13 protein-coding genes are annotated in these 12,965 nt (G+C 62.2%); 3 read left to right on the top strand and 10 right to left on the bottom strand.

Translation table 11 applies throughout. From position 1 onward, the window contains the following. Positions 1-71: 71 nt before the first annotated feature. Together VIM12_RS05960 and VIM12_RS05955 are read left to right on the top strand one after the other, a co-directional pair. Positions 72-1,115 carry a hypothetical protein gene (locus tag VIM12_RS05960; protein WP_331940703.1) on the top strand — a complete coding sequence of 348 codons (1,044 nt, stop codon included), beginning with the start codon at positions 72-74 and terminating at the stop codon, positions 1,113-1,115. Next, positions 1,112-1,285, top strand: a complete 174-nt coding sequence (locus tag VIM12_RS05955; RefSeq protein WP_331940702.1) for a hypothetical protein — start codon at positions 1,112-1,114, stop codon at positions 1,283-1,285. The genes VIM12_RS05960 and VIM12_RS05955 overlap by 4 nt, the downstream gene beginning before the upstream one ends. Positions 1,286-1,394: 109 nt before the next feature. Here VIM12_RS05955 and VIM12_RS05950 read toward each other — a convergent pair whose 3' ends face one another. Beyond that, entirely contained in the window at positions 1,395-1,643 is a 249-nt protein-coding gene (locus VIM12_RS05950) for a hypothetical protein (protein ID WP_331940701.1), read from the bottom strand. 1,124 nt (positions 1,644-2,767) lie between these two features. Here VIM12_RS05950 and VIM12_RS05945 point away from each other — a divergent pair. Next, on the top strand, positions 2,768-3,229 hold the full coding sequence (locus VIM12_RS05945; RefSeq protein WP_331940700.1) for a hypothetical protein: 462 nt from the start codon (positions 2,768-2,770) through the stop codon (positions 3,227-3,229). A gap of 15 nt (positions 3,230-3,244) precedes the next feature. Here the strand turns inward: VIM12_RS05945 and VIM12_RS05940 are convergent, their stop codons facing one another. From VIM12_RS05940 to VIM12_RS05900, 9 genes are all read right to left on the bottom strand, one after another. Next, complete coding sequence (locus VIM12_RS05940) at positions 3,245-3,709, bottom strand: lysozyme (RefSeq protein ID WP_331940699.1); 465 nt, start codon at positions 3,707-3,709, stop codon at positions 3,245-3,247. Next, the gene (locus VIM12_RS05935; RefSeq protein ID WP_331940698.1) at positions 3,706-4,170 is read right to left on the bottom strand and encodes a hypothetical protein; all 465 of its coding nucleotides are present in this window, start codon (positions 4,168-4,170) and stop codon (positions 3,706-3,708) included. The genes VIM12_RS05940 and VIM12_RS05935 overlap by 4 nt, the downstream gene beginning before the upstream one ends. Beyond that, the gene (locus VIM12_RS05930; RefSeq protein WP_331940697.1) at positions 4,167-4,337 is read right to left on the bottom strand and encodes a hypothetical protein; all 171 of its coding nucleotides are present in this window, start codon (positions 4,335-4,337) and stop codon (positions 4,167-4,169) included. Before VIM12_RS05930 ends, VIM12_RS05935 begins: the two co-directional genes overlap by 4 nt. 70 nt (positions 4,338-4,407) lie before the next feature. Next, positions 4,408-4,893 carry a hypothetical protein gene (locus tag VIM12_RS05925; protein WP_331940696.1) on the bottom strand — a complete coding sequence of 162 codons (486 nt, stop codon included), beginning with the start codon at positions 4,891-4,893 and terminating at the stop codon, positions 4,408-4,410. Positions 4,894-4,895: 2 nt separating this feature from the next. Then, positions 4,896-6,020, bottom strand: a complete 1,125-nt coding sequence (locus tag VIM12_RS05920; RefSeq protein WP_331940695.1) for a hypothetical protein — start codon at positions 6,018-6,020, stop codon at positions 4,896-4,898. Continuing rightward, positions 6,020-6,904, bottom strand: coding sequence for a hypothetical protein (locus VIM12_RS05915; protein WP_331940694.1), 885 nt, complete (start codon positions 6,902-6,904; stop codon positions 6,020-6,022). The genes VIM12_RS05920 and VIM12_RS05915 overlap by 1 nt, the downstream gene beginning before the upstream one ends. Then, entirely contained in the window at positions 6,901-12,210 is a 5,310-nt protein-coding gene (locus VIM12_RS05910; protein ID WP_331940693.1) for a phage tail length tape measure family protein, read from the bottom strand. The genes VIM12_RS05915 and VIM12_RS05910 overlap by 4 nt, the downstream gene beginning before the upstream one ends. Next, positions 12,203-12,547, bottom strand: coding sequence for a DUF1799 domain-containing protein (locus tag VIM12_RS05905; RefSeq protein WP_331940936.1), 345 nt, complete (start codon positions 12,545-12,547; stop codon positions 12,203-12,205). The genes VIM12_RS05910 and VIM12_RS05905 overlap by 8 nt, the downstream gene beginning before the upstream one ends. Further along, on the bottom strand, positions 12,544-12,933 hold the full coding sequence (locus tag VIM12_RS05900) for a phage tail assembly chaperone (protein WP_331940692.1): 390 nt from the start codon (positions 12,931-12,933) through the stop codon (positions 12,544-12,546). Before VIM12_RS05900 ends, VIM12_RS05905 begins: the two co-directional genes overlap by 4 nt. Positions 12,934-12,965 lie beyond the last annotated feature (32 nt).

Below are 12,965 nucleotides of genomic sequence, written 5' to 3'. Positions count from 1 at the left end.
CCTTCGCGCGAGCGTTGGCCCTTTTTGCTATGCGCTGCTCTTGTCTCTAACGAACGCCTACTCTCGCCGATATGCTCACTCACGAACTGCAACATTTGCTCGATGAAATTCGACTTGAACTAGGTGCGGCGCCCGCTTTTCGTGGCGGCGTAGCAAAGCTTTCTGAGCTCTATGCGACCGTTGAATTCCATTTGCAACTTATTGCAGAGGGAAGCGGGCGAGCCAGCGAAGGCGCCACCAGCCTACATCAGTTCTATGCAAACCTGTCAGGTGCGGTAGCGGGCATTTCCGTGCGGCGCTTTTTCGCGCAAGTAAATTCATTCGAAATATTTCTGGATATAAAGCACCAGCTTTCTCCTCGGTCGGAATATTTGCAAAGCTTAATGAAGGACATCGCGGAATTTTCCGAGAACTTCGATACGTACATCACGCGACGGCGGACTAAGAATGCCGTCGCTCTGGTACGACAAGCAGCCTTCCTGGACAAAAGACTTACTGATCTGGAACTCAGTGCTAACTTCACGGCGTCGCTGCTCGACGCGTCCGAATCTGTTGCGGATGATCGGGGCAGTCTTTCTGTAGCCCTGCCGCTCACGAATAGCTTCACAGACTTCATTGAGCGCTTGTCCGCCATTCAGTCTATGTATGAAGAGGTATGCAATCTTCTTCAGATCTCGCAAGTCGACTCGCCGTTGCAAATCGTGAAAATCGAATCGGGAAGCCTGTGGGCGAGTGTAGCGGGAGACGAAAAGGTCCTTGAGATCATCGCTGGCTTCATTCGATCGTTCGCCGGCTTCATGTACCGCAACTTGACGACCGAAGGTAAGATTGCCGCCATTCCGCGCAAAGTAGAAAGCATTGATGCGCTCATCGGGCTAAGGGATAAACTGCGAGCAGCCGGACATGAAACTGGCGAAATTGATGCAAATCTTCAGAAGGCCGCAATCCAGATATCGAAAGATCTTACAACGCTCCTTGACTGCCAGCCGTCTGTAACCGTCAACGCCGAGGTCATCTCCATCGATCAAGAACGGGCAGCGCATAAGATTCCGCTCGATCGTATTCCGCGGTTACAGAATTCGATCGATGAGAGAACTGACGAGAGCACCGAATGACATACAATCGGCCGATCTTCAACGCCCTCCCCGCCATCAAGTCCGCCACTGTCGAATACCTGCAAGCCGACCAGGGAGACGATGAACGGCCCGTCGGCGATAAGCCGCATCCGGCGCGCGACGATCTGCTCCAGCAGGCAAAGATGCTGCTCGGGGTAAGTGGACTTTAAGATTGCGAGGTCAACGGCGAGGAAGCACGGGGACGAGCGCAAGCTCCTCGCGAAGTAGAGGAAGCTCCATCGCTGCTGCGACACGCCGGATTCTTCATTCCATTGCTTCTTACTGTAAATAGCTCGTCGGCGGAACCCCTATATCCGACACGAGTGGCGGCATTTGCAGCTCCGCTCGAGCTGACGTTCCATTTTTGTACATCGCTGCACCGAGAAGAATAAGTCGCTGCAGATCGCTCGCAGCAATGCTGTCCGACAGCAAGAAGAGGACGTGCGAGTAGATCTCGGCTACCAATTCAGTGTCCAACTCCGCAGTGTTGGTCTCCTTGACTCTCCTTAATATCTCGTCCTGATTCATGGCCTCCTCGTCGTGTAACTGGCAGTAACGACAGGGAGATACGCGAACAGTTCCACTATCCGATTCGAACATGGCGACCGTCGTCGCATATAGCTGACGTTAATAGTCCTTCAACATCGCGACTTTGGACTGATGCAGAAATGTTATCGGTGCCGTGGCAACGTGTCGTAGCGGTTCACTGTCGTATGTTACCAACAGCGCAATCACGAAGAGGACATAGTGGACGAGTATCAAATTCTGGCGCTGCTAATGCGCCTCGATTCGCGTAACCTCGACGCCGACCGGATTACTTCCTTATTTGTAGAAACATTAGCGAATGCATCTGAGCGTCTAACTGACGACGAAATACGTCGCTTCCTAATGTGCGGTGCGTTCCTCTTTCGTAGCTCACGCCTTCGCTGCAGAGACCATGCGGATGATGCCAATGCTGCATCTGGCAGTCGTTTAATCGACGTATCCTTCGAAGAAATCATCCGTCATTAGAACCAGTGCTCGCGACGGAAGAAAGGAAGCATGATGGACGGGGAGGTAACACAATGCCGCAACAATGGCTGTGGACACGGATTCCTCGTGCTCCGCTTTGGCTGCTCCCTTGACGAGCCCTTATCAATGCAGGCAGAGATCACCTGCCCGTATTGCGGGGCAGTCGAACGCGCCCGACCTGGCTACATCTACATCTCCAAGCCGCTACCGTTCAACAACATGTCCGGTGCGGCGGAGAGTGTCGCAATTGTCCGCAAACGTGTCCTCAGCTGGGGCTGGAAGCCGTAGGCAAAGCGCGCCCTGCCTCGCGGCGCCTGACTAGTCCCTTCAGCCCCGCCGCCGCCGCGTACCCGCTTCATGATCTCGACGGTGGCCGCGCACCCCTCTTTCCCCTCACAACCCTGGCCACACCCAACCACGGGTTCGTGGGCAACAGCGAGCGAGGCTTGAAAACAGCAAGCGCCGCTCCAATATGCGTGCAGACCTCAGGATTTGATAGCGGAGAGGATCTGTTCCGCGTAGAATCTCCCGGCCTCAATGCCCATACTCCGCACTGACGGTCGATTTTCGAAGCGCCGCACCACGCGCAGGACTACATTGCCGGCCACGTCTCCGCCGCATCCCGCATCGCACCGCCGGAAATGCAAACATTCTTTGAACGCGATTACATCGAAGTGAGCTTCGATGCGAAAAATAATTGGATCTATGCCAACTGGAAGGGTTACCAGTCTGACGCGTCGGTCGTTGAAGGGTGCGAGGCGATACTCGCAGCAATGTCTCACTTCAGCGCGACAAAAGTCCTAAACGACAACCGCCTTGTGCAAGGGATTTGGACCGGCGTTGCGGACTGGCTGGCCCGTGACTGGTTCCAAAGGATGAGGATTGCAGGCATGAAGAGATTTGCGTTGCTCTACAGCCCGTCCAGGCTGTCGCGCATCTCCGCCGATGCTGCCATGCTACCTGCCGACCCCGAATCGCGCCACGTGCGAGGATTCGACGATGAGCGGCTGGCCACCATCTGGCTTGCAATGACAGACATACCGGCAAATCCGCAGATGGATACATCGCAAACGGCCCAGGGGTCGGAAGCAGATATCGGGTAGCCCAGAAGTCTTTGCCTACCGCATCAATGCTCGCTCGGCTTCTCTACGTCGCACTAGCCCCTTTAGCACCCGCCCCCCGCCCCTGACCCATTTCATGATTTCGACGCCCGCGGCATCCCAGTCGCCGGCGTTCACGCGCTTGCGCAACGTCGACGACTTGAGCCGGCCGGTGCCGAGATTGAACGCGAAGTCGATCAGCGCGGCCAGGCGCTCCGGACTGTCGACGTGCGGGCAGAGCTTCAGGACGGCCGGCAGGTAGATGTACCTGACCATGTGCAGCAGCATGACCTCCGCCGTCTGCTTGCTGATCGGCGGGTCCTTGAGCGTCACTGGTCGGCCGTCGAGGTAGTAGGTGGCGCCGTATCCGATGCTGGGAACGCCGGCGGCGCACAGGTACGGATGCAGCACCAGTCCTTCGAAGCGCCGGCAGAGCGCCGCCGTCACCTGTACGGCTAGCGACAGGAACCTGGCCCTGGTCATTTCCCGCGCCGGAACAGCGTCCGGTCAGCCACGAAGATGCCAAGCGCGGCGCCGGCGAGCTCCCAGCCCGCGGCATCCAGCACCCATTCCTTGCGGTAGTAGTGCAAGCTGATCAAGACCATGCACTCGGTGGCCAGCGCCGCGCGGACGGCCGAGTTCCAGGCGTCCACCCACTTGAATCCGGTCGTCTTCCCAGTCAGCTCCACGCCGGTACCGAAGATCTCTGCATCGATCTTCGTCAGGTCAACCTCCCCCTGCACGCGGATCGTCTCCACGCCGAGCTGGTGCTGGACCTGGATCGCCTCCAGGTTGCGCGCGTGCTGCTTATCGTCCTGCTCGGCCTGGAAGCGCATGCGCTCCATCTCGTGCTTGTGGTCCTGGTACGCGGTCCATGCCGAGCTGAGTTCGCCCCAGATCATGCGGAAAACGGAGCCGCTGAGGAAGGAAATTAGTGCGCTCATTTGTGCCACCCATTAGAAGAAAGGAACCAGAACGTCAGTGCCGCGAGGCCCATGGAACAGATGCCGCCGAGCGTCCACTTTCCGAGCGTGGCGAACTGTTTGTCGAGCCACTCGGAAATGGCTTCCTTGATCAGCGCCTTCTGCGCGTCGTTGTCGATATCGGGCATTCGAGGCTTTCTTGATGGTTCTAGAAATGAAAAAGCCCGCCGAAGCGGGCCGAGTGCGGTGCAGCTGCTGCTACCAGGTGATCGCGTCTAGCGCCTCGATCGACGTCGCCGCGGCAATCTGGTCCTCCAGCGCCTGGCGCTTGCCAATCGCGGCGCCGGAGATGACGGCGAACGCGTCGGCCTTCTGCAGAATCCGAGATGCCAGTTCCATTCGGTCCATCTGCCGCCCGGCGGCGATAGCGTCGATCAGCGGTGTCGCAGCCGCAGGATCCGCCTGTAGCGTCCGTGCCTCGGCCTCCTGCTTCGGCCAGGAAAGCACTTCGGTCTCGGGATACGTCACGCGAATGGAGTTAATCGCTGCATCACACGCGACATTGACGATATGTAGCCGTGCGGCCTTCGCAATGTCGAGTGTCGGCGTGGGCGCCGTCAGTGGCGTATTCCCCTGCGCCTGCCACCGCAGGAATCCTTGGTAGTCGGTGTTTCCTGGGTCGCGGGGGAATTCGCAGCCGTCGCTGAGTCGCCGCAGCACCGTTTCGTTGACGATCACATACATGGTCAAAGCTCCGCGGAAAGAATCAGCAATCCGCTCGCGACCGAAGCCACAGCAGCCATGCCGGCAACGGCAGTGCTGCCGCTGATATATGTCAGGGCCAACGTCGCGCCATCGACCTTTGCACTATTCATAGAAATAGACGCGGATGCCGACCCGGACGGAATAATGACCCCGCCCACCGCGGAATTGAATTCAATTGACGGCGCAGCCCGCATCATGCCGCCGATGAACGGTAAATGCACAATTGCAAGCGATGGGGTGTACCACAGTCCGGCGCCGAGATATGCCGCGGACGTATTTATCGCGCGGCAGTACCTTAGACACGCCTGCTTTTCACCACCGTAAATTCCGCGGTAGGGCGACCAAGGGAGGACGGCCGAACCCGGACGCAAGTGAGGACAGGAAAGCGTGCCGGTTCCGAACTCAACGTTGAGATTCGTACCGCCGGCAACTGAAGCCGTGACGCCCGACGAACTATAGCTTCCGGCACCGATCTTTCCCTGTGCTGTGCCAGTCCAACAGAGAACGTGTGTGCCGGTATGGAGCTGCTCGCCTTCGATCACCTGAATCAGTGAACCGGCGGTGATGTTCAACGTGGTCACGCCGCCCGAGTTAGAAAACGTGTACGTACATCCCGCTGCGCCAGCTTTCCAGCGGTCGTGACCGTATGCGCCGGCAGCCAGTGTCACCGTTCCAGACACGGCTCGCTTGTTCTCTCCGAAGTTCGAGTTGATCAGCACGTTGAACAGAACATCGGACGCACTCGAAAGTACCGCTGCAGACGCCGATGCCGACGCGGCAAAATCGCCTGCATCGACAGCTGCGTCTTCTGCCGCGTTCTTGGCGGCCTCAGCTGCGTTTCGGTGCGTCTGTGCTGTGTCCCGCGCCGCCTCGGCCCCGGTCTTCGCCTGGTTCGCGGTGGCTGCATAGTCGCTGGCGTCCGCCGCCTTCTGGGTCGAGGTGGTCGCCGCGGACGACGCAGTCGCCTGCTTAGCGGTCACATCCTCCTGCAGCGCATTCGCCTCGGTGACGAAGGTCGGGAGCGCCGCCAGGAAGGAATCGCCGCGTTCGGCAAAGTTGGCCGGGTCGTTCCGGCTGGGCGGAGTGGGAAGTGGTGTCATTGCCATTATGTGAGCCCTTCGATTTCGAGGTTGCAGAGGGAGTGGTTCGAGTAGGCGATGTCGATCGAGAAGTCGCGGTAGAACCCGAAGACGGTCAACGGCTGGTACCCGGGTGCGTCGGTGCCGATCCAGACGCACGGCGTCGCGCGCAGGCTGGCCAGCAGCCGCTGCAGCTTGTTCAGCAAGGCGTTGCCCACCACCATCGACGCCCGCATGCGCTTGCTGTAGCGGCGCTTCACGAACGTGGTCGTGCCGGCCGCGCTGGTCTCCTTGCGACTGTAGTCGGTGATGCCGGCGCTAGCGCCGCGCTGTGTGCGTCCGATCTCGTACACGTTGCCGACGATCAGGATCCCGCATGCCGCCACCAGCCCTGAGATGGTCAGCGTCAGGTGCGCGTCGGCGTATGCCGGCAGCCCCTGCAGGACGACCTCGTCGAGCTGCTCGATCGGCTCGTAGAAGTACTGGTACCAGTCGCCCACGAAGGACCCATCGAGACTCTGCTCGTGGCTGTAGATGACCGGTCCGTCGGCGCCGTCCCGTGCTTCCACGGCAAGGTTCGAACCGGACACCCCAAACAGCGCCAGGCTGTTCACGTATCCCGGCTTGAGGACCACCGTGAGCTCCCCGTCCGCTGCCGTCTGCGTGCTGATCTCCGCATCGAACATCGCCCACTGGTTCGTAGGGCCAATGCGCACCCAGTCGAGCAGAGACGCCGCCGGCGGCTTGTTCAGGTTCCCGGCCTGCAGGCTCTCATAGATGAAGTGGTCTGCGATCACTCGGGCCTGGGCAGCATAGGTGGTGCCGCTGTTCCAGACCTGGTGCTCGTCCTCCGGCACGCTGCTGCTGACCAGCTTCCCGGAGTCGATCACCACCGGCCTGATTACCTTCATGCTGCCTCCGTCGTCTTCAGTGGCATGTCGTCTTCCGTCCTCACCACCATCCCGTCTTGCTCGATCCGCTCCAGTCGTCGGGCGGTGTTGCTCGTATGGCTGGCCACCGCTTCCGTCGCCATCTGCAGTTCCTCGATCCTTCGGTTCAGCCTGCGGACCTCTGCGAGCAATTCAGCGTTGCCGCCACCGCCCGACAGGATCTGCTTGGTCTGTGCGGCGGTGAAGACACGCGCCGGACCGGTATTGATGAGCTCGCGGCCCCGCTCGCCGACCAGAGCGATGCCGCCGGCGTGGTCGCCGCCATTTGCAAACGCCGGAATGCTCTGGCCGGTCAGCGCCGCAACCACCGCCCGCAGGCCGTTGACCGTCTGGTCGCGGCCGGCGTTGATGGCGCCTACAATCAGCTGGTCCGCCGACTTGGCCGCTGCCTCCAGCGAGGCCAGAGTGGCGTCGATCTGCTCGAGCATCTCCAGGCTGTCGGCGGCGTAGTCGGTCGGCGTCAGGTTGTCCAGCCGCCCGGCCACGTTGTTCGCCTGCGCCAGCACCGCAGCCACGATCGCGTTGTAGTCGGCACCGTCGCCATAGACCTCCAGCGCCTTCTCCAGCAGCGGGTTCACCAGGCCGTTCAGCTTGTCCGCGTAGCCAGCCAGCGCCTCGCCCTGCGTCGCCTGGGACATCGAGTAGGCGGTGGCGAACTGCGTCCGCAGCGCGGCAAACTGGTCCTCCGGCGCCATCTGGCTGTACCGGAAGTCGGACACGGTCTTGCGCAGCCCGGCGGCGCTGGCCGTCATCAGGTCGGCCAGGCGCTTCTGGGCTTCGTAGTACCGCAGCGTTTCTTCCCGCAGACGGCTCAGCTTGTTGACCGACTGCCCGGCGTCCAGGGCGAACTGCTGCAGCGCGTCGGCATAGGCTACCTGCGCTGCCCGGGCGTGATCTGCCGCGTCCGTCTGTGCCTCCGCGAGCGCTGCCGTCGCCGCCTTGTAGTTCTCCTCAAGGGTCGCGACGGCCGCAACCTGCTGCTGGACCGACTTTTCGAACGCGGCCTTCTCCGCCGCGATCACCGGGGCCAGCAGCGCCTGCAGGCCCTGCTCGATCTGCGCGGCGTCGCTCTTTTTATCGTAGCCCTTCCCGTACTTCTGGTAGTGGCTGGCGAGGAGCGTATCCCACGCCTCCCGGTACGCGCTGTTGTTCGCGTACAGCTCCGCATTCGCGGTCGGCACCTTGCCGTTCATCTGCACCAGCTGCGCACCCTCAAGGGTGCTGGGCACCGCAGTGCTGCGGAAGGCCGCCAGCGCGTCCCGCGCTGCCTGGTACGGCGCCAGCGCTGCAGCCTGCGCTGCCGCCCGCTGCTCGACCAGCGCATACTTCGCGTCCAGCCCGGCGATACCCATGCTGCCCGGCATCGTGGTGTTGATGCCGGTAATCGCCGCGCGGATCTGGTCCGGCGTCATGCCAGCCGGGTTCGTGATCTGCAGCGCGGCCTCGCGCACCGCGGCGCGCTCGTCGGCAATGGCACCGATCACGTCGCTGATACGGCCTGCCAGCCGCTCGAACGCCTGCGCGATGGCTTCCGTGAACGTCGCCGTGTCGACGTCGGCCAGCGCTTCCGCCAACCCGGCGAAGTCGATCACCGCGTCTGCGGCGTTCTGGCCGAGCCGATAGATTTCCTCCGCGAGCATGGACGTGCCGGTCAGCGCCATTGTCAGAGCACCGCGACCGCTGAAGGCAGCCAGCAGGTTGCCGGCCGTCTCCTTCGCCAGCCGCTCGGTCGCTTGCGCGACGTTCGCGAACTCCGGCGCGATGGACAGCAGCGTGACATACGCTTTCCGGCCGGCTTCCGTGGTCAGGTCCAGGCCGTCGGCCATGTTGCGCAACTCGGCCATGGTCTCCGGCAGCACCAGGTCGACGCTCTCCAGCGCCTTCCGCATGTCTTCCCGGCTGCGTGCCGCGCGCTCGCCTTCCGTGTAATAGGCCTGGTAGAACGCGGCACTGACTGCGGCAAGGTTCTCCAGCCCGCCGAACGCGTCGGCGAGCTTGCTGGCGGCGTCGCCGCCGGCAATCGAACTCTGGAACAGCGTCTGCTGCAGCCGATCCAGCCAACCATTCGCCGTGGTCAGGCTCACAGCCAGGCGCTGCAGCGTGACGCTGGCCGCCTCCCCTTCCTTGGCAAACGCGGAGAAGTCGCCGACGATGCCGGCCATCTCGTCGCCGATCACGCCGAACATCTCTGCGATCAGCTTCTGGTTCTCGGCCTCGTCTTTCGTCAGTGTCAGCCGGATGTGCTTGCTGTAGCCGTCGATCGCGTCCGCAGACAGGCCGAGCGCCTCAGCAAACTCGGTGGTCTGGTCACGGATCGCCACCATGCTGGCCGAGAACTGGTCGGCGATCGCCGTGTCGAGCGGCGAGAAGTTGGTGCCCTTCTTGTCAGAACGGAACCACCCGCCCTTCTGCTTCCAGTCCGCGAAGTTGCGGCCGGCGAAACTGTCGGAGTCGAAATCTCCCTCGATGCCGAACGCCTTGACCTCCTTGGGACCGCGTCCGAACGCGCGGTTCAGCAGGCCGCCGACGGCGCCGCCGATCAGTGCGCCGAGCGGACCGCCGACTGATCCCAGTAGGCCGAGAGACCCGGCGATGCCGCCGGCGGCAGTGCCCAGACCAGTGGCAGCCATGCTGTTCTTGCCGATCAGCGAATACTGCCCGGACAAGAGCTGCCCCAAGCCGAGGCCTGCGCCGATGCCTCCGGCCCACGATGCCGCGGTCCCCAGTGCGCTCGCGCCGCTTCCCAAGTATGCCGCGCCTCCCTCCGCGGAGACCCAGCCAGTGCCGGCCATGCCCGTGCTGACCGGCGCGGTGCCGCCCAGACCGAAGCCGTATTGCGCCACCTGGCTGGCGGTATTGCCCATGGCGCCGAAGCCGGTGGAGAACCCGTCCCAGAGAAATTTGCCGGCTGAGAGCCAGCTGAGAGCGCCGCCAGCGCCACCGGCGCTCGTAGCGGTAGCCGCTGTGGAAGGTGCAAACGCGGACGCGATCGCACCGGAGACCGGCGCCATGACCGCCTGGATGATCGGCCGAAAGACCAGCGTCTTGAAGTAGTTCTTCAGGTAGTCGCCAGCGCTCTGGCCGCCCTGCATCAGCGCGTCGCTGAGGGAGCGCCCGATGTCATCGTTGATGCGCTTCCAATCGTTGAGCCAGGCACGTTGAGCCGCGCCGTCCATTGCGCGCGCCGCCGCCGCGTCCAGCTGAGCAAGGCGAACCCGCTTTTCCTCCGCGTCGAGGCCGAGCTCGTCGAGCTTCAGTTTCTCCCGCTGCAGATCGAGCTGGATCCGGTACTGCTCGACGGCGATCTCGCGCTGCGACTCGGTCTTACCCAGGAGGCTGATCTCGTACTCGGTGAGCTTGTTGTTTTCGTCGATGCCGCGGCCGTAATCGTTGACCAGCTTGATCGAGGCCAGCGTGGCGCGGTAGCTGCGATCCATCTCCGATTCGCGTGCCCTTGCCGCTTCTTCCCACTCCGCTGCAAGCACCTCGACTGCGCGAGCCTCCGCCTCGATATTCTTCTTGATCGCCGGCTGCTGCGCGAGCAATTTCGCTTGGCGCTCGACCAAGTCACTCAGTGAAATTTCGCCGGCAGCGTATGCCTTGCTGAGACGCTCCCAGTCGCCCGCAAACTCACCAGTTAGGCCCGCTCCTTCAGCCAGCAACCGCGCCTGCTTTTCGAGCTCCGCATTGAACTTGGAGATGGCTCCCTTATCCGCGAAGCTGTCACGAATTGCCTTTTCCGCGCTCGCAATCAGTTTGGGATCGAGCAGCGCGCTGGTCGGGTTGGCGGCCCGGATCTTGTCGATGTTGGCGCGGTAGACGTCCAGGGCCTTGTTCATCTGGTCCTGCTTGGACAGAGCCTTCTCGTTGGCCTTATTGACCGCATCGATGGCCGCAACTGCCGCCTGCTGCAGCGCCGCCCGCTCGCCAGCGGAAGCCGCTGCACGCTCCTCAAGTCGCATCGTCTCGATGATCGAATCGCGCCTTGCCTTTAGCGTATCGATATCATCGCCGAAGATGGAGAACGGATTGTATGAACCAATCTGCGACTGGACATCTTTCAACTGGTCCGACAGAGTCGTCGCGCGCCCGATGCGCAACATCTCGTCGATTGCTTCGGACGCACCCTTCTTGACCGACTTCCAACCACGCTCGAGCAGACCAAGATTGTCCACCACGGCCTTGGTGCGCTTGTCGAACTCGACAGCGAACGCGTTTTGCGCGACCGCAGCTGCCTCTTCTTGCCGCCCTTGTTCTTCGAGAGCGGAAATCTGCTCGAACACTGCTGCGGTCAGGTATCGGTACTGTTCGTTGAGCTTACGCGACGCCTCGGTGGGCGCTTTCCCCAGCTCCTGGAAGTTCTTGACGGTCTCGTCCACGGAGATGCCGACCGCGTCCTCCATGCGTAGAGCGACGGCAGTGAACTCCTCCAGATTCCTAGACGCGACTTTACCTCCTCCTGCCATCTGAGCGAGCGCGGCGACCGCAGCTCGCTGTGTGCCATAGACGCTGTCAATGCCCGCGGCCATGTCCTGTAGTTGGGACGCGGTCGTGCCGGCGATATTGCCGGACATGATGAGGGCGCGGTTAAACGCGTCGCCCTCTTTCTTCCCTGCGAGGTACGCGACGCCAAGCACGCCGACCGCACCAGCCGCCAAGGTCAGTGGGTTGATGAGGCCCGCCACGTAGCCGCCGAGCGCGCGTGCAGCCGGGCCGATCCCACCGAACATGTCCTTGAGCTGACCACCCTGCTGGATGAGCACGGTCAGGGGCGCCTGACCGCTCGCCAAGCTGGTAACTATGTCGGTCAGTTGTGCAGGAACCATGCGAAGCGCGTTCGCCGTCTGGCCCGCGGTCATGCCGAGGCCCTTGAGGCCCGAGTCCGATCCCCTGATCGCCTGCTCAGCTGCCTTTTGCTTGGCAGCGACCGCCTCCAGCTGGCTGAGGTACGGACGCAGCACCGTCACGTCCACCCCGCGCTGGTTGGCGAGCACCTCGTAGTAGCGGGCGCTCGTCCTCGATCCTGCCTCCATGACGGCAGTTGCGCGCTGGATCGACTGGATCATCGACTTGGTCGCCGTATCGACCTTTGCCGCCGACGCTGAGCCACCTGCGCCGATGCCGTCGACCGCCTTGCTGGCCTGGTTACCGGCCTGCGCGACGGTCTGCGCCATTGACTGCGCCTCGCGCTTGATCTCCCCCAGTCCCTGCTTCGCCTGGGTTGGATCGACGCCGACTTCGAGCTGTGTCTTCCGCGATTCAGTCATGGTGCTCCTCACCTGCTGGCGGCGCCGCATCCCCGGCGTCGCCGTCGTTCATCGTCTTCAGGGCCTCAAACTCCATCACCCTGACGTCCTCTTCCAGCTGGTCGTACTCCGCCGCCGAGAGCTTCATCCTGTCCATCTTGCGGAACAGGACGTTGTAGTCGAGCCCGGTCGGCCCGCCCATGCCGGTCCGCCACTGCGTGTGGATGGACCAGAAGAGCGACCACGCGTCCCAGTTCTCCGGCCATACCTCGACCGGATCCGTCTCGTAGTCTTCGGGCTCGAAGCCCGGCGCGACAACCGGGGGCTTCGAGTAAAGTGCCCGGGCGGCTTCCTTCAGTTTCCCAGTCGGCCTTCCAGAATGGCGACCCGATAGGTCTCCATGATCGCCAGTACGGCACCAGGCAGTTCGTCGGCGAGCTGCTCGATGTTTTCCTTCGTCAGCTCCTCGTCGAGGTTCCACGCCTCGACCACCTGCAGCAGCTGCTCGGCATTGTTCGCCGCAACCTTCGCCCAGAGCTTCTCGTTGGAGAAAGCCTCGTCGCCGGCGTCGCGCCCCTTCTCGCCGGCGGCTTCCATGATCGCGTCGATGAAGGCGCCGTATTCAGTGCGGGTGCGGTACTTGAAGGTGACGTCGATCGCTCCCTCGGAGCCGTCGAGCATCTTGACCGTCACGGTCTTCTTGAAATTCTGCGGGCGGTTGCCCAGCTTGATCTTGCCTGCCATGTCTTGCCTTTCGCGGAGGGTAAAAATGCCCG

The organism is Noviherbaspirillum sp. (assembly GCF_036563305.1).
In the GTDB taxonomy this organism is placed as follows: domain Bacteria; phylum Pseudomonadota; class Gammaproteobacteria; order Burkholderiales; family Burkholderiaceae_D; genus Noviherbaspirillum.
This window is presented reverse-complemented; position numbering and strand designations above follow the sequence as displayed.